At 69.6% G+C, this 21338-nt stretch carries 20 protein-coding genes; 10 read left to right on the top strand and 10 right to left on the bottom strand.

Features of this window, described 5'->3' with window-relative positions; all coding sequences use genetic code 11:
- Positions 1-46: 46 nt before the first annotated feature.
- The 3 genes from KW843_RS18665 (at position 47) to KW843_RS18655 (ending at position 3606) form a co-directional block, all read left to right on the top strand.
- Positions 47-1429: an AmpG family muropeptide MFS transporter gene (locus KW843_RS18665; protein ID WP_218296650.1), complete on the top strand. Its 1383-nt coding sequence runs from the start codon at positions 47-49 to the stop codon at positions 1427-1429.
- Positions 1430-1578: 149 nt separating this feature from the next.
- Positions 1579-2301, top strand: a complete 723-nt coding sequence (locus KW843_RS18660) for a response regulator (protein ID WP_218296649.1) — start codon at positions 1579-1581, stop codon at positions 2299-2301.
- A gap of 45 nt (positions 2302-2346) precedes the next feature.
- Entirely contained in the window at positions 2347-3606 is a 1260-nt protein-coding gene (locus KW843_RS18655; protein ID WP_218296648.1) for an ATP-binding protein, read from the top strand.
- Here the strand turns inward: KW843_RS18655 and KW843_RS18650 are convergent.
- On the bottom strand, positions 3575-4864 hold the full coding sequence (locus KW843_RS18650) for a YbfB/YjiJ family MFS transporter (protein ID WP_218296647.1): 1290 nt from the start codon (positions 4862-4864) through the stop codon (positions 3575-3577). The two genes, KW843_RS18655 and KW843_RS18650, sit on opposite strands and share 32 nt — an antisense overlap.
- A gap of 47 nt (positions 4865-4911) precedes the next feature.
- On the opposite strand from KW843_RS18650, the gene KW843_RS18645 reads away from it, so the two are divergent.
- Positions 4912-5781, top strand: a complete 870-nt coding sequence (locus tag KW843_RS18645) for a LysR substrate-binding domain-containing protein (RefSeq protein ID WP_218296646.1) — start codon at positions 4912-4914, stop codon at positions 5779-5781.
- A 55-nt stretch (positions 5782-5836) separates the two neighbouring features.
- Positions 5837-6997: a nitronate monooxygenase family protein gene (locus tag KW843_RS18640; protein WP_218296645.1), complete on the top strand. Its 1161-nt coding sequence runs from the start codon at positions 5837-5839 to the stop codon at positions 6995-6997.
- Positions 6998-7271: 274 nt separating this feature from the next.
- On the opposite strand, the gene KW843_RS18635 is transcribed toward KW843_RS18640, so the two are convergent.
- The 6 genes from KW843_RS18635 to KW843_RS18610 form a co-directional block, all read right to left on the bottom strand.
- A complete protein-coding gene (locus KW843_RS18635) occupies positions 7272-8246 on the bottom strand; it encodes a glycosyltransferase (RefSeq protein ID WP_218296644.1) in 975 nt (324 codons plus the stop codon).
- Between the two features lie 187 nt (positions 8247-8433).
- Positions 8434-9687, bottom strand: coding sequence for an O-antigen ligase (locus KW843_RS18630; protein ID WP_218296643.1), 1254 nt, complete (start codon positions 9685-9687; stop codon positions 8434-8436).
- A complete protein-coding gene (locus KW843_RS18625; protein WP_218296642.1) occupies positions 9684-10502 on the bottom strand; it encodes a glycosyltransferase family 2 protein in 819 nt (272 codons plus the stop codon). The genes KW843_RS18630 and KW843_RS18625 overlap by 4 nt, the downstream gene beginning before the upstream one ends.
- A gap of 3 nt (positions 10503-10505) precedes the next feature.
- Positions 10506-10712, bottom strand: coding sequence for a zinc-finger domain-containing protein (locus tag KW843_RS18620; protein WP_218296641.1), 207 nt, complete (start codon positions 10710-10712; stop codon positions 10506-10508).
- A gap of 5 nt (positions 10713-10717) precedes the next feature.
- Positions 10718-11656: a branched-chain amino acid transaminase gene (locus KW843_RS18615; protein ID WP_218296640.1), complete on the bottom strand. Its 939-nt coding sequence runs from the start codon at positions 11654-11656 to the stop codon at positions 10718-10720.
- Between the two features lie 39 nt (positions 11657-11695).
- Positions 11696-12130 (bottom strand): glycerate kinase, encoded by a 435-nt coding sequence (locus KW843_RS18610; protein WP_218296639.1) that lies wholly within the window; start codon positions 12128-12130, stop codon positions 11696-11698.
- A gap of 227 nt (positions 12131-12357) precedes the next feature.
- Between KW843_RS18610 and KW843_RS18605 the strand changes: the two genes are divergently transcribed.
- A complete protein-coding gene (locus KW843_RS18605; RefSeq protein ID WP_218296638.1) occupies positions 12358-14115 on the top strand; it encodes a methyl-accepting chemotaxis protein in 1758 nt (585 codons plus the stop codon).
- Positions 14116-14191: 76 nt separating this feature from the next.
- The gene (locus KW843_RS18600) at positions 14192-14878 is read left to right on the top strand and encodes a hypothetical protein (RefSeq protein WP_218296637.1); all 687 of its coding nucleotides are present in this window, start codon (positions 14192-14194) and stop codon (positions 14876-14878) included.
- On the opposite strand, the gene radA is transcribed toward KW843_RS18600, so the two are convergent.
- Entirely contained in the window at positions 14875-16254 is a 1380-nt protein-coding gene (gene radA / locus KW843_RS18595) for a DNA repair protein RadA (protein WP_218296636.1), read from the bottom strand. The genes KW843_RS18600 and radA overlap by 4 nt on opposite strands.
- Before the next feature lie 117 nt (positions 16255-16371).
- Here radA and hpaI point away from each other — a divergent pair, with 117 nt between their 5' ends.
- The 3 genes from hpaI (at position 16372) to KW843_RS18580 (ending at position 18955) form a co-directional block, all read left to right on the top strand.
- A complete protein-coding gene (gene hpaI / locus KW843_RS18590) occupies positions 16372-17202 on the top strand; it encodes a 4-hydroxy-2-oxoheptanedioate aldolase (RefSeq protein ID WP_218296635.1) in 831 nt (276 codons plus the stop codon).
- Between the two features lie 76 nt (positions 17203-17278).
- Positions 17279-18256, top strand: coding sequence for a 2-dehydropantoate 2-reductase (locus KW843_RS18585; protein WP_218296634.1), 978 nt, complete (start codon positions 17279-17281; stop codon positions 18254-18256).
- Between the two features lie 75 nt (positions 18257-18331).
- Entirely contained in the window at positions 18332-18955 is a 624-nt protein-coding gene (locus KW843_RS18580; RefSeq protein ID WP_218296633.1) for a glutathione S-transferase family protein, read from the top strand.
- Positions 18956-19033: 78 nt separating this feature from the next.
- Here the strand turns inward: KW843_RS18580 and KW843_RS18575 are convergent, their stop codons facing one another.
- Together KW843_RS18575 and KW843_RS18570 are read right to left on the bottom strand one after the other, a co-directional pair.
- On the bottom strand, positions 19034-20614 hold the full coding sequence (locus KW843_RS18575) for an ABC transporter substrate-binding protein (protein ID WP_218296632.1): 1581 nt from the start codon (positions 20612-20614) through the stop codon (positions 19034-19036).
- Positions 20615-20689: 75 nt separating this feature from the next.
- Positions 20690-21298: a LysE/ArgO family amino acid transporter gene (locus KW843_RS18570; RefSeq protein ID WP_218296631.1), complete on the bottom strand. Its 609-nt coding sequence runs from the start codon at positions 21296-21298 to the stop codon at positions 20690-20692.
- Positions 21299-21338 lie beyond the last annotated feature (40 nt).

Genomic DNA, 21338 nt, shown 5'->3' with positions numbered 1-21338 from the left:
CGGGCTGCAAGGGTGTCGGCGATGATAGACAAAACCTCCGCCCCCCATGTCAGACACATCCACTTCCTCCCCCCCCGGCCACAGCCCCGAAAAGTCCGCGCGCACGCCCTGGCTGCAGACCCTGCGCGTGTACCTGGAGCCCGCCAGCCTGCGCATGCTCACGCTCGGGTTCTCCGCCGGGCTGCCGCTGCTGCTGGTGCTGGGCACGCTCTCGTTCCGCCTGCGCGAGGCGGGCATCGACCGCAGCACCATCGGGTACCTGAGCTGGGTGGGCCTGGCCTACGGTTTCAAGTGGGTGTGGGCGCCGCTGGTGGACCGCATGCCGATCCCGCTGCTCACCCGGGCCTTGGGACGGCGGCGCAGCTGGCTGCTGCTGTCGCAGGCGCTCATCGTGGGCGGACTCATCGGCATGGCGCTGGCCGACCCGCGCCAGACGCTCGGACCCATCGTGTGGTGCGCGCTGGCGGTGGCGTTCGGCTCGGCCACGCAGGACATCGCGCTCGATGCGTTCCGCATCGAATCGGCCGACGCCAATCACCAGGCGGCGCTGGCGGCCTCGTACCAGACGGGCTACCGCCTGGCCATGATCTGGGCCGGTGCGGGCGTGTTGTGGATTGCGGCGCGCTCCGAAGTGGCCCCTGCGGTGGGGCAGGTGGTGGCGCAAGGCGCGGCCGCGTACCAGAACGGCGCCTGGCAGGCGGCCTACCTGGCCATGGCGGCGTCGATGGCGGTGGGCGTGGTCACCGTGCTGTTCTCGCGCGAGCCCGCGCCCGTGCAACTGCCCCCGGCCAGAAACGCGGCCGAGTGGATCCAGGGCGCCATGGTGGAGCCCTTCGCCGACTTCCTGCGCCGCTACGGCTGGCACGCGGCGCTGATCCTGGCGCTCATCGCCGTCTATCGCATCAGCGACGTGGTGATGGGCATCATGGCCAACCCGTTCTATGTGGACATGGGCTTCACCAAGGACGAGGTGGCCGCCGTGACCAAGGTGTACGGCGTGATCATGACGCTGGCGGGCGCCTTCGTGGGCGGCGTGCTGTCGATGCGGTTTGGCGTGATGCGCATCCTGATGCTGGGCGCCATCCTGAGCGCCGCGAGCAACCTGCTGTTCGCCTGGCTGGCGGGCCACGGGCACGACGTGACGGCGCTCATCGCCGTGGTGTCGGCCGACAACCTGGCCAGCGGCATCGCGTCGGCGGCGTTCATCGCCTACCTGTCGAGCCTGACCAACGTGAGCTACTCGGCCACGCAGTACGCGCTGTTCAGCTCCATGATGCTGCTTGCCCCGAAGTTCGTGGCGGGGTTCTCGGGCGACTACGTGAATGCCTTCGGCTACGCGCACTTCTTCACGGCCACCGCGATGCTGGGGTTGCCGGTGCTGGTGCTGGTGTGGCTGGCATCCCGGGTGAAAACAGCCTCTGGCGCTTGATGGCAATTCGCGAATAGCTATCTAATTTATAGCAGCCGCCTGCTTTTCACCCCCGGCGGTTTACCGCAACTTTACGGAGGCTTCAACACGGGGAGACGCCCGCGCGCGAGCATGGGGGCTCTGTCCAGGCCTCCCACTACACTGCCCCCATGAGCTCCCAACTGCTGATGATCGAAGACGACGCCCGCCTCGCGCAGATGGTGGGCGAGTACCTGGGCCAGTCGGGCCTGCAGGTCACGCACCGCGCGGACGGCAAGAGCGGCCTGGCGCAGCTGCAGGGGCCGGACGCCGGGCCGTTGCCCGACCTCGTGATCCTGGACCTCATGCTGCCCGACATGGACGGGCTGGAGGTGTGCCGCCGCATCCGCTCGCTGCAGGGCAGCGCGGCGCAGGTGCCGGTGCTCATGCTCACCGCCAAGGGCGACCCCATGGACCGGATCATCGGCCTGGAGCTGGGCGCCGACGACTACCTGCCCAAGCCTTTCGAGCCGCGCGAGCTGCTGGCGCGCATCCGCGCCATCCTGCGGCGCCGCACCGATGGCGGCGGTGCCTCGGCGGCCACGCAGGTGCTGCGGTTCGGCACGCTGGAGATCGACCGCGACGCGCGCACCGTGACCGTGTCCGGCGAGCTGGCCGACCTCACCTCCTACCAGTTCGATTTGCTGGTGGCCCTGGCCGAGCGCGCGGGCCGCGTGCTCACGCGCGACCAGATCATGGAGGCCGTGCGCGGCCGCGAGCTGGAGGCGTTCGACCGCTCCATCGACGTGCACATGGGCCGCATCCGTGCCGCCATCGAGGCCGACGCCAAGAACCCGCGCCGCATCCTCACGGTGCGCGGCGTGGGCTATGTATTCGCGAAACAACAAGACTGACCGGTGGAGCGCGGCCCTGCCACGGCGCGCACCCCGCTTTGCTGAATGTCCCTCTCCACCCCCTTCTCCCGCCGCCTGTATCTGCGCATCTGGCTGGCCGTGGTCGGCGGCATCGCGGTGCTGACGCTGACCGTGGGCTGGGCCTGGCGCATGGCCGAAGAGCAGAAGGCGCAGAACGCGCAGCCTTTTGTGCCGCCGTCGCGCGAGATGGTGCTGCGCGACCCCGCCGGCAACCTGGTGCTGCGCGGCCTGGCCACGCGCCAGCCCAGCGAACCCGGCGAAGGGGCCGAGTTCCATATCGAGTCGGGCACCGGCCAGCCGTTCGTGCTGCAGATGGCGCCCCGCCAGCCGCGCGGCGAACGCGGCGGCCGGCCCGGCGGCCCCAACCAGGGCGACGCGGCTTTCTGGACCCGGCCGCCGTTCGGCTTCCTGTGGCTGCTGGGCATCGTGAGCCTGGCGGTGGCCGTGGGCGTGTACCCCATCATCCGGCGCCTGACCCTGCGGCTGGAGGCGCTGCAGCGCAGCGTGCAGAAGTTCGGCGAGGGCGACCTGTCGGTGCGCGTGCCCGAGCAGGGACAGGACGAGGTGGCCGACCTCGCGCGCCAGTTCAACGCCGCCGCCGCGCGCGTGGAAACGCTGGTCAAGTCGCACAAGTCCCTGCTGGCCAACGCCTCGCACGAACTGCGCTCGCCGCTCACCCGCATCCGCATGGGCATGGAGCTGATGGGCGGGCAGCAGCCCTCGCCCGCGTTCCGCGAGGAAATCCTGCGCAACATCGCCGAGCTGGACCAGCTGGTGGACGAGATCCTGCTGGCCAGCCGCCTCGATGCGCGCGAGGCCGACGTGGGCACCGTGGAGCTGGTGGACCTCATCGGCCTGGCCGCCGAGGAATGCGCGCGCGTGGATGCCGACCTGGATGTGAGCTCCAGCGCCGACTCCGTGGACGTGCGCGGCGTCTCCAAGCTGCTGCGCCGCGCCATCCGCAACCTGCTGGAAAACGCCCGGCGCTACAGCACGGGCGAGATCACGGTGGTGGTGCACCGCCGCCAGGGCCACGCCGAGGTGCGCGTGTGCGACCGGGGACCAGGCGTGCCAGCCAGCCAGCGCGAACGCATCTTCGAGCCCTTCTACCGCCTGCCGGGCGCCAGCGAGCGCGCGGGGGGCGTGGGCCTGGGGCTGGCCTTGGTGCGCTCCATCGCAGGGCGCCACAACGGCACCGTGCACTGCGAGGACCGCGAGGGCGGTGGCGCCTGCTTCGTGCTGCGCCTGCCGGTCAGCACGGCTGGCGCCAGCGCCATGCCATGACGCCGTAGAGCACGGCCCCCAGCACCAGCACCGACCCCGCCACGCCCAGCGCCCAGTCAAAACCCTGCGCCTGCGAACCCGCGCGTGCCAGCAGCGCCGCCGCCATGGGCGGCCCCACGATCTGGCCGATGCCATAGAGCGCGGTCATCAGGCCGGTGAAGCCCGCGCCCGCCTGGGGCCACTGGTGGCGCGCCTCCTGCAAGGCAAAAAACGTGATGGCGGTGAACGGCAGCCCCAGCAACAGGCTGCCCAGCGCGAACCCCGCGCGCCCCGGCCAGAGCAGGCCCAGCCCGATGGCCGCCGCCTGCAGCAGGTAGGCCCAGGCCAGCAGCATGCGCCGGTCGCGGGTGGGTGCGATCCGCGTGGAGAGCAGCGCGCCCAGCGCCACGCCCGCGCCGAAGAGCGGCCAGAACAGGTCGGGCCAGACCGATCCGGCGGGCAGCGCCGCGCGTGCGATGACGGGCAGGAAGGTGGCCGTGACGATGTACCCCAGGCCCGCGAGGCCGTAGGCCACGGCCAGGAGGGTCCGCTCGGCCACGGGGCGCGCGGGCGCAGAGGCGCCGCCTGCGGCCCCCGCCGCCCCCGCGGCCGGTGCGTCCACCCCCTGGAACACCGCCCACGCCCCCGCGCACAGCACGGCCGCCAGTGCGCTGAAGGCCGCCCAGCCCGCCGCGGCGCTCCAGCCCGCAGCCACCATGGCGCTGGTGGGCAGGCCGGTGATGACGATGCCCAACCCCGGCCCGCAGAAAATCAGCCCCCCCAGGGCCGGGCGCCCCAGGTGCGCCAGCCGCCCCATGCACCAGTTGGCCGTGCCCAGGAACACCAGCGCGCTGGCCACGCCCGCGAGCAGGCGCAGCAGGGGCCAAAAGGCCGGCCACGGCACGGCCAGCAGCCCCGTGAGCAGCACCGTGGCCACGAGCCCGCCGCGCACGAGCGCCGCGTTGCCGGGCACGCCGCCCAGGCGCCGGCCCAGCCAGGGCAAGGCCATGTAGAGCAGCGCCCCCGCGAGGTAGCCGGCGTAGTTGGCCGTGGCCAGCCAGCTGCCCGTGGCGATGTCCACCACGCCGTCGTGCAGCATCATGGGCAAGAGCGGGGTGAAGGCAAAACGGCCGATGCCCATGGCCGCCGCCAGCGCGGCCATGCCGGCCAGGGCGACCTGCAGGGCCGTGGCGCCGTCAGCGTGCCGGGAGGTGGAAGGGGAAAGAGACGCCGGGTTCACGGTGGGGACATGGGGTTGCCACGGGGAATGCTGTTGCATATCATCTTAGCAAGAGATTGAATTTTTGTAATTCATACTTTTTCATGATGGACAAAGGGCCACCCCCGCTCGACCTCGCCGCTCTCGACATCTTCCGCACCGTGGCGGCGGAGGGCAGCGTCACGCGCGCGGCCGAGCGTTTGCAGCGCGTGCAGTCCAACGTGACCACGCGGGTGCGCCAGCTGGAGTCCGACCTGGGCACCCCGCTGTTCCTGCGCGAGGGCAAGCGCATGGCGCTCACGCCCGAGGGCGAGGTACTGCTGGGCTATGCCGACCGGCTGCTCGCGCTGGCCGAGGAAGCCCGCCAGGCGCTGCACCCGGGGCCGCCCGCCGGCCGCCTGCGCCTGGGGTCGATGGAAAGCACCGCGGCGAGCCGCCTGCCCGCGCCACTCGCGCGCCTGCACCGCCAGTGGCCCGGCGTGGCGCTGGAGCTCACGACCGCCGCGACCCGCGTGCTCGTGGAGCGGCTGCGCGCGCATGCGCTCGATGCGGTGCTGGTGGCCTGGCCGCCGGGCCAGCCCGCCGACCCGGCCCTGGAAACCCGGCCGGTGTTCACCGAAGAGCTGCTGCTGGTCCTGCCCGCCGGCCACCCGCATGCCGCCGGGCCCGATCAGGTGCAGCCCGGCACGCTGGCGGTGTTCGAACCCGGCTGCACCTACCGCCGCATCGCGCAGGACTGGTTCGCGCCACGGCGCGAGCCCATGCAGCTGCTGGAACTGGGCTCGTACCACGCCATCCTGGCCAGTGTGGCGGGCGGCGGCTGCGCGGGCATCGTGCCGCGCTCGGTGCTCAGCATCTCGCCGAACGCGGCCCTGCTGAGCCAGCAGCCGATCACCACCATCACCACCTTGCTGACCTGGCGCCAGGGCTACCGCTCGGCCGCGCTCGATGCGCTGCAGCAGGTGCTGGTCGACTGACCGCCTTCAGCTCGTTTCCCCCTTTATTTCCTTCTTTCTTTCACGGAACGTCACCATGCCCGACCGCAGCCTGCGCACCGCCCTCTCCCTTCGCCTGCCCATCGTGCAGGGGCCCATGACCGGTGCCGACACGCCGGCCCTGGCGGCCGCAGTGTCCGCCGCGGGCGGGCTGGGCACGCTGGGCTGCGGCATGCGCTCACCGGCGGCCATGGCCGAGGCCGCCGCCGAGGTGCGCCGCCGCACCGACCGGCCCTTCGGGCTCAACCTGTTCGTGCAGGACACACCCGCGCCCGATGCCGCCACCGTCGAGCAGGCGCTGGCCCGCGTGGCCCCGCTGTACGCCGAGTTCGGCCTGCAGGCCGCCGTGCCCGCGCGCTGGTGCGAGGACTTCCCTGCGCAGTTCGAGGCCCTGGTCGAGGCCCGGCCCGCCGTGGCGAGCTTCACCTTCGGCATCCTCACTGCCGCGCAGGTCGAGCGCCTGCACCACGCGGGCTGCTACGTGATCGGCACCGCCACCACGGTGGCCGAGGCCCTGGCCTGGGCCGACGTGGGGGCCGATGCGGTCTGCGCGTCGGGCATGGAGGCCGGGGGCCACCGCGGCACCTTTTTGCCCACGGGCCGGCCGCAGGCCGAAGGGCTTGCCCCTGCGGACGCCACCGTGCGCGCGGGCGTGCCATCGCAGGCCGACTTTGCCGCCGCGATGGTGGGCGCGCTCGCGCTGGTGCCACAGTGCGTGGATGCGCTGCGCCCACGCGGCGTGGCCGTGATCGCGGCGGGCGGCATCATGGATGGACGCGGCATCGCCGCCGCGCAGGCGCTGGGGGCCGAGGCGGTACAGATGGGCACGGCCTTCCTCGCCTGCGACGAATCGGGCATCGGCCGCGCCTACCGCGACGCCATGGCCCAGGCCATCGCCACCGACACGCGCACCACCCGCGTGTTCTCGGGCCGCCCCGCGCGCGGCATCGTCAACCCCATGCTGCAGCGCCTGCATGCGCACGAGACGGAGGTGCCGGCCTACCCGGTGCAGAACGCCCTCACCGGCGCCCTGCGCCGGGCCAGCGCCGAAGCCGGCCGCGCAGACCACCTGTCCCTCTGGGCCGGCCAGGGCGTCGCCGCGGTGCGCCCCATGCCCGCCGCCGCGCTGGTGGCCGCGCTGGAAGCGGAATGGCGGACGGCGCTGGCCGCGCAGGCAGCGTTGCTGCAAGCGCAGTGACGCTATTTATTCGATAGCTGCTAGCGCTTACTGGACAAGCGCTAGCGGCAATTCAACCAGGATTCCCTGGAGAGTGACCGGGCGTTGCAACACCGTGTACGCCCTGGCTTCGACAGGCTCAGCCCGAACGGGTGGGAGTGATGGAGGCAGTGCGGACGGCCAATCCCGGTCTCTGCAAAGCGCGCGGCCCCGCCAGTGCACCCGTGGAACCGGCTTTGCCGAGCCACCGGGTGCGTCCCCCTCGGGGGATGGCGCGCAGCGCCTCATGGGGGCTTCACTGCCTCCAGGGCAGTTCGCGCGCAGGCCCCTGGATCACCGGCGGCTGGGCATTGATCTTCTCGCCTGCGAGCACACGTTCGTACATCCGCAGGTAATTGCGCGCCATGCGCTCGGCGCTGAAATGGTCGACCACGTGCTGGTGGCAGGCGCGCGCATCGAAACGGTTGCCACGCACCGCCTCGGCCAGCACGTTCGCCTCGGCCGACAGCACGCCGCAGTGCAGCGGCACCAGCTCGGGCAGCGCGCCATAGGGCGTGGAAAACACCGGGCAGCCGAAGTACAGGCTCTCGATCACCGCCAGCCCGAAGGGTTCGTGCCAGCGCACCGGAAAGATCAGCCCGCGCGATGCGTTGAGCAAGCCCGTCTTCTGCGTGCCGCCCACCATGCCGTGGAAATGGATCTTGCGCGACAGTGTCCAGCGAAAGCCGCGCTTGAAATTGATGCGCGTGCCGCCCAGCACATCCAGCTCCACACCCGCGCGCAGTGCCACCTTGATGGCGCCGCGCACGTTCTTCACGCCCCACGCCGCCTTGCCCAGGAAGTGGTAGCGCGGGCGCGGCGATTGGAAGTCCACCGGGCCGTAGCCGCTCCAGTCCAGGCCGTTGTAGACGAACTCGGTGGAGCCATACCGCGCGGCGTGGTCGCGCGACAGGAACACCGTGTTGAGCGGCAGCGGCTTGGGCTTGCGCGCGTTGCCGTGCTCGGTCACCAGGTACGGCTTGGCCAGCTCGGTACGGGGGTTGAACTGGAAGTGCGTGATGTCCACGCCCTTCGGGATCTGCCCCTCCCACGGCTCGTCCGGGCGGATGGGCAGCACGTCGCCGAAGTCGCAGGTCGAACCCTCGGGCACCAGGTAGCTCACGCGGTGGCCCTGCTGGACGAGTGTCTTGCCCAGGTCCCAGATCACGCGCTCGGTTCCCCCGTAGCCGTAGACGGGGATGGGGGAGTTGTTGACCAGCAGGATGTGCATGAAGAATGCCTCTGTCTCAGTTGTCTATGGCTCTGTGCGAGGCCCGCAACGGTTGAAACCGGCACGGCCCAGTCCCGGGCAGCCGAGCAAGGGCCGCCCCGCAGCGAGGGCTGCGTCCCCCTGCCCGCATTGCACAGCAATGCGAGAGCGGGGGGATGCGGCGAAGCCGCTCAGGGGGGTGTCGCATCTAGAACGGCCGGCCGCAGCCGATGCGGGCACGCCGCTCGTGCAGGGCGGCCAGCAGCAGCGGGCACATGAAAAGATAGAACATGTTGCCGCTGTTGTGGGCCAGGAAGACCTGGGTGAGGCCGAAGCCGATGTACGACAGGGGCACCATCACTCCCACCAGGCACAGGGAAAGCGATTCCTTGTCCATCTTTCCCGCCCCATCGCGGATGCGCCGGGCCGTGGGCCAGAACATCGCCAGCGGAATGCCATAGAACGCCAGCAACAGCAGCACGCCGGGCAGCCCCCGCTTGGCGAAAAGATCCAGGATTTCGTTGTGCGCGTGGCCGAATTCGAGCACCACCGGGTGTGCCAGCCCAGCCGCCACGCGCCGCGCCTTCTCCTCGGCATAGCCCGCGCGGCCCCAGCCGGTCAAAGGCCGGTCCCAGCCCATCTCCCACGCCAGGCCCCAGTGCGCCAGCCGCTGCCCGACCGAGCTGCGGCCATCGCCGTGGTCCTTGTAGGTCTGCACTTCCTGGCGCGCCTCGTCCACCCGCTGCTCCACCGCGGGCACCTGCGACAACGCGGCCGCCGCCAGCGCCAGCGCGCACAGGCCCCAGTACATCCGGCGCTGCCCCGTGGTGCGCACCAGCAGCCACGCACTGACCGGCAGCAGCAGCACCAGCGCCAGCCAACCGCCCCGCGACTGCGACAGCACCGACCCCGCCGCGCCCAGCACGATGGCCGCCGCCAGCAGCACCCGCTGCCACAGCACCCAGCGCTTCCACTGCACCACCAGCAACAGGCCGCTCATCACGGCCAGCAGCATGCTCAGGTTGCCGTACTGGATGGCATTGGTGAAGCCATTGGCGCGGGGCAGCGCCTGCACGCAGATCTGGTAGATGGCCACCAGGCCGCTGCCCACCGCGCCCACCGCCACCCCCATCCACAGCCACGATGCACGCGGCTCGAAGGTCATCAGGTAGAAGATGCAGGGCAGCGCCAGCAGGTACTTGACGGGGCGGTCCATGCTGCCCCAGCCCCAGGTGGCCCCCACGTCCAGCAGCCACAGCGCCGCCATGCAGGAAAACGCCGCCGTCAGCCACCAGGCCGCGCGCGGCGCGGGCCGGTTCCACCACACCGGCGCGCTGGCGAGCGCGGCCAGCAGCAGCACGACCGCCCCATAGGAATAGCCCGAGGGCAGCCACAGGGCCAGGCCCGGAACCATGAACGCGCCGAGGCTGGCGCAGCGCCCGAACCAGCGGTAGGCCTTCATCCGCGGATCACCCGGCCCGTGAGGCGGTCACGGTCGTACCGCAGCGCCGCATAGCGGAAGAACCCCTCCAGCGCCACGAAGAAGCAGTACAGGAAGCCCGCGCCCCCGCACAGGAAGCCCAGGCGGAACACGTACAGGCGCACGAACATGGAAGTGCCCGAGGCCAGCCCCCGCAGCACCCCCCCCCGCTGCCCGTTCTCGGCGCGCTTCGCGGCGCCGAGCATCACGTACTGCGTGAGCTTCTCCAGGCTGCCGCGCACCGTGGTGCGCGAGTAGTGCAGCAGGCGCGCCTTGATCAGGCGGCGCGGCACCTCGCCGCCACCGGGCAGCGCATGCAGCTGCGCCTGCTCGTGCACCACGCCCGTGTACTCCCGGACCATGCCGCGCACGAACAGCCGCTCGATCTGGGACTGCGAGCGAAAGTGCGTGAGCTCCTGCCCGAACGCCACCATGCGCCAGCGGATCTTCCACACGGCCTGCTCGCCCGAGCGCACGATGGCCTGCAGCTCCCGCGCGAAGGCCGGTGTCATCACTTCGTCAGCATCGAGGAAGAAGATGTAGTCGCCGCGCGCATGGGCGAGCAGGCGGTTGCGCTGCACGGCAAAGCCCTGCCAGTCCGGGTGGACATGGACTTCGGCGCCCAGGCCCCGCGCGATAGCCACGGTGTCGTCCGTGCTTCCACTGTCCACCACCAGCAGCTGGTCTGCAAAGGCGGCGCTCTTCAGGCAGGCTTCAATGCGGTGCGCCTCGTTGTGGGTCAGCACCGCCACGGTCAACGTGGGCGGCGGCGATGCGCCGCCGGCTGCAACTGGCATCAATCAATGACCGGCGTGCACGCGCTCGCCCGCCCTGAGGCGGTACACCGTTCCGCAGTAGGGGCACTTGGCCTCGCCCGTGCGGGCCACGTCCAGGTACACCTTGGGGTGGCTGTTCCAGATTTTCATGTCGGCCTTGGGGTTGGGGCAGAAAACCCCGCCCTGTGCGTTCAGGTCCTTGGCCAGGAGTTCAACGGTTGCTTGCGACATGTTCATCAGACCTTGGTGAGCCAGTGGGCGTAGTTGGAATTGCGGCCGTTGACGATGTCGAAGAAGGCACTCTGGATTTTTTCGGTGATCGGGCCCCGCGACCCCGCGCCGATCTCGATGCGGTCGAGTTCGCGGATGGGCGTCACCTCGGCGGCCGTACCGGTGAAGAAGGCTTCGTCGGCGATGTAGACCTCGTCGCGCGTGATGCGTTTTTGCACGATCTCCAGGCCCAGGTCCTTGGCGATGTGGAACACGGTGTTGCGGGTGATGCCGTTCAGGGCGCCGGCCGACAGGTCGGGCGTGTAGATCACGCCGTTCTTGATCACGAAGATGTTCTCGCCCGCGCCCTCGGACACGAAGCCGGAGCTGTCGAGCAGCAGCGCCTCGTCGTAGCCATCGTCCAGCGCTTCCATGTTGGCCAGGATGGAGTTGGTGTAGTTGCTCACCGCCTTGGCCTGCGTCATGGTGATGTTGACGTGGTGGCGCGTGTAGCTGCTGGTCTTCACGCGAATGCCGCGCTTCATGCCCTCTTCGCCCAGGTAGGCGCCCCAGGCCCAGGCGGCCACCATCAGGTGGATCTGGTTGCCCTTGGGGGAGACGCCCAGCTTCTGCGAGCCGATCCAGGTCAGCGGGCGCAGGTAGCAGGATTCAAGCTTGTTCTCGCGCACCACGGCCTTCTGGGCCTCGTTCACTTCTTCCTTGCTGAAGGGAATCTTCATGCGCAGGATCTTGGCGCTGTTGAACAGGCGGTCGGTGTGCTCTTCCAGGCGGAAGATGGCCGTGCCGTTGGCGGTGTTGTAGGCGCGCACGCCTTCAAAGGCGCCGCAGCCGTAGTGCAGGGTGTGGGTCAGCACATGGATCTTGGCGTCGCGCCAATCGACCATCTGGCCGTCCATCCAGATCTTGCCGTCACGGTCGGCCATCGAGGGAACTACGGGGCTCATGGGTGTCCTTTTGTTGCTGTGGGTCGCAAACCGGGGATTTTACGGGGCGGCCGGGGGCTGGCCCGCCGGGGCGGCGGAACCGTCGCCTTCGGGCCGCCACAGCGTCCACTTCGCCAATTTGCCGTGGCGGAACTCGCACGTCACGTGCGACTGGGTGCCATCCGTCCAGCGGTACACCTCCGGCTCGGCCTGCGCCGGCGACAGCTGCTCGCCCAGGGACTGCGTCATGGCCACCACATGCATCAGGTTGACCCCCTCGCCGAGGCGGGCGTTGAGCATGACCGCGCTGCCCACATACCCGATGGGGCGGTTGGCGGCCTTCTTCATCACATTCATGAGCCGCGTGAAATGCAGCAGCGCCCACATGACCAGCCCGCCCATGACGGCGGCCACACCGGGCCATCCGTAGGCCATGAAACCAAAAACAACCAGCCCCACCACGCCCAGGGGCACCAGGATTTTGCGCAAATTCATGGGCGGTATTGTCATATGAGCGCCCGGGCCGCCGGCAAAGATCCCGAGGCCGGGGCGCCAAGCGGCCGGCAAGGCACCTCCAGACGCTGGCCGAGAAATTGTTTCGTTGTGTAAGCACTACATTAATGAAAGAACATCGCACGCGAAGGCGGGCCGGGCCCCCGCAAGTGTTTACGGCCGTGGCGGAAGCACGAAAAATGCGGACTCGTCCTTTCTGGAGATGGTCAATGAAATTGGATAACGTGCGCCTGTCGCCCAAGCTGTGGGGTTCTATCGTGGGGCTGCTGGGTGCCATGCTGCTGGTGTCGGTCTGGGCGCAGCACCAGGTGGCCCAGGTGATGGACCGGTCCATGGAGTCGATGGCATCGTTCGAGAATCGCATCACGCTCGCCGCGCAATGGAAGGGCGCCACCGAAACCACCGGCGAGCGGGTGCTGGCCAGCAATTCCACGCCCGATGCGGACCTGACGGCCCTGTTCGACGGCCGCGTGAAGGCCGGCGTGGCCGGCATCTCGGCCATCCAGGCCAAGGTGGTGGAACTGGCGACCAGCCCGGCGGACAAGGCCGCCCTCGAGCGCGTGGCCGCCGAGCGCACCCATGTGCTGGCCCTCAACAAGCAGGCGCGCGAAATCAAGCAGGGTGGCGACGGGGCCGCCTTCAAGTCGTTCATCGAATCCAAGTACCTGCCGTCCATAGGCCGCTATGTGGACAGCCTCGAGACCTTCGTGCAGCTGCAGCAGAGCCAGCGCGACGCGGCCCGGCAGGAGGCCCAGGCCGCCCGCAGCCGCGCCAACCTGCTGGCCTGGATCACCCAGGGGGCCGTGTTCGCGCTGGGCCTGGTGCTGTCGTTCCTGCTGGTGCGCTCCATCACGCGCCCGCTGAACCGGGCGGTGGATCTGTCCGATGCCATCGCCAGCGGCAACCTCACCGTGTCCGCGCAGGACGATCGCCAGGATGAGTTCGGCCACCTGCTGCGCTCGGTATCGCAGATGGCGGCCCGCCTGCGCGGCCTGGTTTCCGAGGTGCGCAGCGGCGTGGACTCCATGTCCAATGCCTCGGTGGAGATCGCCACGGGCAACCAGGACCTGTCGTCGCGCACCGAGCAGACGGCCGCCAACCTGGAAGAGACCGCCGCCAGCATGGAAGAGCTGACCGCCACCGTCACCCAGTCGGCGGACACCGCGCGCCAGGCCAACCAGCTGGCCACCACGGCCGCGCAGGCGGCCACGCGGGGCGGCGAGGTCGTGGCGCAGGTGGTCGAGAGCATGCAGCACATCACCAGCAGCTCGCGCAAGATCGCCGACATCATCGGCGTGATCGACGGCATCGCCTTCCAGACCAACATCCTCGCCCTCAACGCCGCCGTGGAAGCCGCCCGCGCGGGCGAACAGGGCCGGGGCTTCGCCGTGGTGGCCAGCGAGGTGCGGGGCCTGGCCCAGCGCTCCGCCTCCGCGGCCAAGGAGATCAAGGAGCTGATCAGCGCCTCGGTCGACACCGTGGAGACCGGCTCGGGCCAGGTCGCGCAGGCGGGCCAGTCGATGGACGAGATCGTGGCCAGCGTGCGCCGGGTGTCCGACCTCATCGGCGAGATCACCGCATCCTCCAGCGAACAGCGCGACGGCATCGGCCAGGTCAACCAGGCCGTGAGCAACCTGGACCAGATGACGCAGCAGAACGCCGCCCTGGTGGAGGAATCGGCGGCCGCCGCGGCCTCGCTGCGCGACCAGGCGCAGCGCCTGGCCGAGGTCGTGTCCGTCTTCAACGTGGGCCACCAGCCCGCCAGCACCACGCCCAGCCCTGCCCGCGCGCCGGCCCCGGCGCCCAGGCCGCGGGCGGCGGGCAGCGCGCTCAAAGCCGCCCCCGCCAAGGCCGCCCCGCCCCTTGCCAGGCCGCTGCAGGCCCCCGCGGCGCGCCCAGCACCGCCTCCCGCACCCGCGGCCCCGGCGGGCCAGAAGGCGTCGGATGACGACTGGGAGTCTTTCTGACGTGCTGGTGCGGCACGGGCCGCCACCATCGGCTGCTCTAATTGCGCACTTCTGCATCCAGCCCCCACCGCTTTCCATGCGCAACCCTCCCCTTTTGCTGGCGGCCCTCGCCGCCATGCTGGCCGCCTCCACGGCCAGCGGCCAGAACCTGTTCAAGTGCACGGACGACAAGGGGCACACCACTTTCTCCGACCGGGCCTGCGCCCAGGCGCCACGCCCGGCCGCGCCGCCCAGCCCACGGCCGTCCCCCGCCACGGCACCCGTGGCCAAGGTCAAGGCCAGCGCGCCCTCCGCGCCACCGGCCGCGCCCGCCGCCAGCAGCCCCAAGGCCGAGAACATCACCAGGCTGACCCCGGCCGTGGTGGAGGGTGTGCTGCGGCGAGCCGTGGAGCTCGGCGACCGGTCGGACTACCGTGCTCAGTGCGCGCTGGCCGCGCCCGACCTGAGCTTCAAGCTCACCGACCACAGCAGCAGCCCCGCGAGCGTGTACTCCGGCGGGCGCGCGGAGATCTGTGCGCTGCAGCAGCAGTCCGCGCAGGCCATGCAGGCCAGCGGTCTGCGCTCCGCAAGCCGGCTGGGCAAGCTGGACATCCGCGTCAATGCCGATGGCACCCAGGCCACGGCGCGGTCTGAATCGGCGGCGGCCATTTCCGCCCAGGGCCAGCATGTGCTGACCATGCAATGCACGCGCGAGGAGGTGCTGGGCCTGTACAGCGGCAGCGTGCTGTACCAGCGCGTCACCGCCGTCTGCAGGCCCTCCTAGCCCATCTCCCGCACCACGTTCATCGCCTCCTCCACGCGCTCCACGGCGTGGATGGTCAGGCCCTCGATGGGCTTCTTGGGCGCGTTGGCCTTGGGCACCACGGCCACGCTGAAGCCCAGCTTGGCAGCCTCCTTGAGGCGCTCCTGGCCGCGCGGCGCGGGCCGCACCTCGCCCGCCAGGCCCACTTCGCCAAAGGCCAGGAAGCCGCGCGGCAGCGCCTTGCCGCGCAGGCTGGAGGTGATGGCCAGCATCACCGCCAGGTCGGCCGCCGGCTCGCTGATGCGCACGCCGCCCACCGCGTTCACGAACACGTCCTGGTCCATGCAGGCCACGCCCGCGTGGCGGTGCAGCACGGCCAGCAGCATGGCCAGGCGGTCCTTGTCCAGGCCCACGGACAGGCGCCGGGGGCTGGGACCACCGCTGTCCACCAGCGCTTGGATCTCCACCAGCAGCGGGCGCGTGCCTTCGAGCGTGACCATCACGCAGCTGCCCGGCACGGGTTCGCTGTGCTGGCTCAAAAAGATGGCGCTCGGGTTGCTCACGCCCTTGAGGCCTTTTTCCGTCATGGCGAACACGCCGATCTCGTTGACCGCGCCAAAGCGGTTCTTGATGGCGCGCACCAGGCGAAACTGGCTGTGCGTGTCACCCTCGAAGTACAGCACCGTGTCCACCATGTGCTCCAGCACGCGCGGCCCGGCCAGGGCGCCTTCCTTCGTCACATGCCCCACCAGCACGATGGCCACGCCCGAAGACTTGGCGCAACGTGTGAGGTGCGCCGCACATTCGCGCACCTGGGCCACGGAGCCGGGCGCGGACGTGAGCTGGTCGGAATACACCGTCTGGATGGAATCGATCACGGCCACCGCGGGCTGCATGGACTCGATGGTCGCCAGAATCTTCTCGAGCTGGATCTCGGCCAGCACGTTCACCTGGCTGTGGTCCAGCCCCAGGCGGCGCGAGCGCAGCGCCACCTGGGCGCCGCTTTCCTCGCCCGTCACATACAGCGTGGGCAGCCCGGCGCGCTGCAGGGCATCAAGCGCCTGCAGCAGCAGGGTGGACTTGCCGATGCCCGGGTCGCCGCCGATGAGCACCACGCCGCCTTCGACAATGCCGCCGCCCAGCACCCGGTCCAGCTCGTCGATGCCGCTCGGTGTGCGCTCCACATCGCTGGCCTCGATGGCCGACAAGGGCATCACCGCCTGCGCCTGGGCCAGGCCTGCAAACTGCGACCCGCTGTAGCGGTTCTTGCCCGGCCCCGCGTCCGCCACCTGCTCGATCAGCGTGTTCCAGGCACCGCAGGCCGGGCATTTGCCCAGCCAGCGCGGGCTGGTGCCGCCGCATTCGGTGCAGGTGAACGTGGTTTTTTCTTTGGCCATGGCGATGTAGAGGGAAAGCCCCCGGGGTGGGGCAGCCGACTATAGCGGCCATGCCCCCACGTGCTGGCAACAGCCCGTACGATGGAGGGCTTGGCACCCCGCCGCAGGAAGCTCACATTGCAGACACCCGTCAACCCCTTCAAACAGGCCATGGCCCAGGGCCAGTCGCAGATCGGCCTGTGGCTTGCGCTGGCCGACGCCTACAGCGCGGAAATCATCGCCGGCACTGGCTACGACTGGCTGCTGGTCGATGGCGAACATGCGCCCAACGACGTGCGCTCCATCCTGCACCAGCTGCAGGCCATCGCCAGCGCCGGCAGCGCCCTCGCCCCCGGCGCGCGGGCGCCCCACCCCATTGCGCGGGTTCCCGTGGGCGACACCGCGCTCATCAAGCAGTACTTGGACATCGGCGCGCAAACCCTGCTGGTGCCCATGGTGGACACCGCCGAGCAGGCACGGCAGCTGGTGCGCGCCACGCGCTATGCGCCCGAGGGGGTGCGCGGCATGGGCAGCGCGCTGGCCCGTTCGTCGCGCTGGCAGGCCTACCCCCGGTATGTGCACGAGGCCAACCAGCAGGTGTGCCTGCTGGTGCAGGCCGAGACGGTGGAAGCCATGGCCAACCTGGATGCGATCGCCGCCACGCCCGGCGTGGACGGCGTGTTCATCGGCCCGGCCGACCTGTCGGCTTCCATGGGGCACCCCGGCAACCCGGCACATCCTGACGTACAGGCCGCCATCCACGATGGCATCACCCGCATCCTGCGCGCGGGCAAGGCGCCGGGCATTCTGGCCACCACCGAGTCGCAGGCGCGCCAGTGGCTGGCGGCGGGCGCCCTGTTCGTGGCCGTGGGCGTGGACACCATGCTGCTGGCCAGCGCCGCGCAGGATCTGCTGGCCCGCTTTCGCACCGATGCAGTGGGCACCCCCCAGCGCCCGGCGGGCTACTGAGGCCCCGCAGCAGTCGCGCGCCCCGAATCCCTCATCACCACAAACAACAACCCTGGAAGACAAAGGCTCTACAACCATGAAAGCATGTATCTACGGCGCGGGCGCCATCGGCGGCTGGCTGGGCGTGGCCCTCGCGCAGGCGGGCCACCCGGTCAGCATGGTGGCGCGCGGCGACACGCTGCGCGCCCTGCAGGCCGAGGGGCTGCGCATGCGGCGCGCCGACGGCACGCTGGCGCAGGTGGCCGTCACCGCGCACGACGACCCGGCGGCACTGGGCGTGCAGGACCTGGTGGTGGTCGCAGTCAAGGCGCCGGGCCTGCCCGAGGTGGCGCGCGCCATGGCCCCGCTGATCGGGCCCGAAACCACCGTGCTCACGGCCATGAACGGCGTGCCGTGGTGGTTCCTCGACGGTTTTGGCGGCGCGGCGCAGGGCCATGCCCTGCAGTCGGTGGATGCGGGCGGCGTGATTGCCAAAGCCATCCCGGCGCGCAGCGTGGTGGGCAGCGTGGTGCACACCAGCTGCTCGCTGGAATCGCCCGGTTTTGTGCGCCAGCACTTTGGCAACCGCCTCATCGTGGGCGAGCCCGACGGCCGCCGCAGCGAGCGGCTGCAGGCGCTGGCCGACACGCTGCAGCGCGGTGGCATCGATGTGGAGGTGACCGGCTGCATCCAGAAGGACATCTGGTTCAAGCTCTGGGGCAACCTCACCATGAACCCGATCAGCGCGCTGACCGGCGCCACCACCGACCGCATCCTGGACGACGACCTGGTGCGCGGTTTTGTCAGCGCCGTGATGCTGGAGGCCAAGGCCATTGGCGAGAAACTGGGCCTGCCCATCGACCAGCAGCCCGAGGACCGCCATGCCGTCACGCGCAAGCTGGGCGCGTTCAAGACCTCGATGCTGCAGGACGTGGAGGCCGGCAAGCCCATGGAGATCGACGCCCTGGTGGGCGCGGTGCGCGAACTGGGGCAGATCACCCACACACCCACGCCCCACACCGATGCGCTGCTGGGCCTGACCCGCCTGATGGCACGCACACGAGGCCTGTACTGAAATATTTCAAGAAAATTGGCCGTCAGCGCTTACCTATCAAGCGCCAATAGCTATTTATTTTATAGCACATCAACCATGACCACCCTCACGCTCTACTACACCCCCGGCACCTGCGCGCAGGCCGTGCGCATCGCTCTGGAAGAGGCTGGCGCCCAGCACCAGCTGGTGCGCGTGGACTTCGCCGCGGGCCAGCAGCGCACGCCCGAATACCTTGCCGTGAACCCCAAGGGCCGCGTGCCCGCGCTGGCCACGCCACACGGTACCCTGACCGAAACACCCGCCCTGCTGGCGTATGTGGCGCAGAGTTTCCCCGAGGCGCGCCTGGCCCCCACCGATGCCCACGGCTTTGCGCGCCTGCAGGAATTCCACAGCTACCTCGCGTCCACGGTGCACATCGCCCATGCGCACCGCCCCCGCGCCAGCCGCTGGGCCGACGAGCCCGAAGCGATTGCCGCCATGCAGCGCAAGGTGCCGCAGAACATGACCGACTGCTTCAACCTGATTGAAACCCACTACCTGCCCTCTGCGGAACACGGCCCCTGGGTGATGGGCGCGCAGTACACCGTGGCCGATGGTTATCTCTTCACCATCGCCAGCTGGCTGGCCAGCGATGGCGTGGACATTGCGCTCTTTCCCAAGGTGCACGCCCACACCCAGCGCATGCTCCAACGCCCCGCCGTGCAACGCGCCCTGGCCTGAAGCCCGCGGCGAGCAGCGGCAGGAAAAAAAGCCCCGGGCTCTGGCAGCACCGGGGCTTTTTTTGCGGGGCGCAGGTGATCAATTCACCTTGAGGTAGCGCCAGTCGATCCGGTTGTCGGCACGGTGGATGATGTCCACCTTCTTCGTCGCCGCCCACGGGATCACCTGGTTGTACAGCGGGATGTGCGAGACCAGTTCATGCTCCTTGATCAGCGCCTGCTCGATCAGGTTGTTGCGCGTGGTGGCATCGGTCTCCTTCTTCACGCGCTCCACCAGGGCATCGAGCTGCGGGTCGGAGAAGCGGCCCAGGTTGAAGTTGCCATCGCCCCCCGCGCCAGGCGAGCGCACCAGCGACTGCAGGCTGTAGAACGCATCGAACGTGGGTACGCCCCAGCCCAGCAGATAGATGCTGGCCTCGTTGCGCTGGATCATCGGGAAATACGTGGCAAACGGCAGCGAACGCAGCTTGGCTTTCACCCCCACCTTGGCCCAATGTGACGTGATGGCCTGGCACAACTGCTCGTCGTTGATGTAGCGGCCCGCGCTGCAGGCAAAGTCCACCTCGAAGCCGTTGGGGTAGCCCGCGTCGGCCAGCAGCTTCTGCGCGGCCTTGGGGTCGTAGGGCCAGCGCACGTCGGCCTTCTTGGTCCAGCCGTTCACCTGGTTGGCGATCAGCGTGCCCGTGGGCTGGGCCAGGCCACGCAGCACCACGCGCTGGATGGACTGGATGTCGATCGCCTGGTACAGCGCCTTGCGCACGCGCAGGTCCTTGAGCGGGTTCTTGCCCTTCACGTCCGAGCCGGGCAGCTCGTCGCGGAACTGGTCCAGCCCCAGGAAGATGGTGCGGTACTCCGGCCCTTCGAGCACCTGCAGGGTGGGCGTCTGCTTGATGCGCGCCAGGTCCTGCAGGCTGGGGTCGATCACGAAATCAATCTCGCCCGACAGCAGCGCGGCCGTGCGCGTGGCGTCGGCCTTGATGGGGGTGTAGACGATCTCGGTCAGGTTGGTGGGGTACTTGCCCTTGCCCCACCAGTGCGGGTTGGGCTCCAGCACCACGCGCTGGTCGGGCGTCCACTGCTTGAGCTGGTAGGGGCCGGTGCCCAGCGCATTGCGGTGGGCGTACGTCTCGTCCTTGGTCTTGATGTCCTTGGGCTCGACCGACTTGTTCTTTTCGGCCCAGGCCTTGCTCAGAATGCGCAGCTCGGTGAGCTGGTTCACCAGCACCGGGTTGGGCAGGTCGGAGTGGATGTCGATGGTGTACGCATCGACCTTTTCCACGCGGTCGATGCCCTGGGTGTACACCGCGAAGTTGGAGCTCTTGGCCTTGGCGCGCTCCAGCGAGAACTTGGCGTCGTCGGCCGTGAACTCGCTGCCGTCGCTGAACTTCACGCCCTTGCGCAAGGTCAGGCGCAACTGGGTGGGCTTGATGAGCTTCCACTCGGTGGCCAGCGAAGGCTCGGGCTTGAAGGTCTTGCTGTTGTATTCGACCAGCGTGTCGTACACCGCGCCGTGCATGGTGTTGTTCACGCCCACGTTCTGGGCGTGGATGTCCCAGGTGGAAATGTCCACCGACCGGGACCAGCGGAAGGTCTTGGCCTGTGCCGCCATCGGCAGGGCGGTGGCCAGGGCGGCCGCGAGCAAAAGGGTCTTGAAACGCATGGGGAAAACACTCCAGATCAGTCAATAGACCGACTATGGAGCAAGCCCGCGTTTTACCCAACGAACTTATCTTTCTTAGCTTAGACCCATCGCCACCGCCAGAACCATCATGGTGGCCGCCGTCACCCCGTCCAGCACCCGCCAGGCCCCGGGCGACGCGAACACGGGCGCCAGCCAGCGCGAACCGAAGCCCAGGCTCAGGAACCACAGGGCGCTGGCCAGCGAGCCCCCGGCCGCAAACGTGGCGCGGCCCCACACCGGGTAGGGGCTGGCCATGGTGCCCAGCAGCACCACGGTGTCCAGGTACACATGCGGGTTCAGCCAGGTCAGCGCCACCACGGTGAGCAGCGTGGCGCGCAGGCTCGCACCCGGCCCGTTGGCCGACACCAGCAGATGGGCCGGCTTGAAGGCCCGGCTGGCGGCCTGCACCGCGTACGCGGCCAGAAAAATCGCCCCCGCCCAGCGCATGAACTGCGCCCACTCCGGCCGGGCCAGGAGCACGCCGCCCATGCCCCACACCCCCGCCTGCAGCAGCGCCGCGTCGGACAGGGCGCACACCAGCACCACCGGCAGCACATGCTCGCGCCGCAGGCCCTGGCGCAGCACGAAGGCATTTTGCGCGCCGATGGCCATGATCAGGATGGCCGTCGACGTGAATCCGTGAAGAAAGGCAGTGGTGCTCATGGGCGCGGATTGTGGGCCGCGTGCCATGGTCACGCCAGCT

Origin of the sequence: Acidovorax sp. sif1233 (genome assembly GCF_019218755.1) — a bacterium.
Lineage (GTDB): Bacteria > Pseudomonadota > Gammaproteobacteria > Burkholderiales > Burkholderiaceae_C > Acidovorax.
Note: the sequence above shows the minus strand (reverse complement) of the source record. Positions and strands in the feature narration are given on the sequence as shown.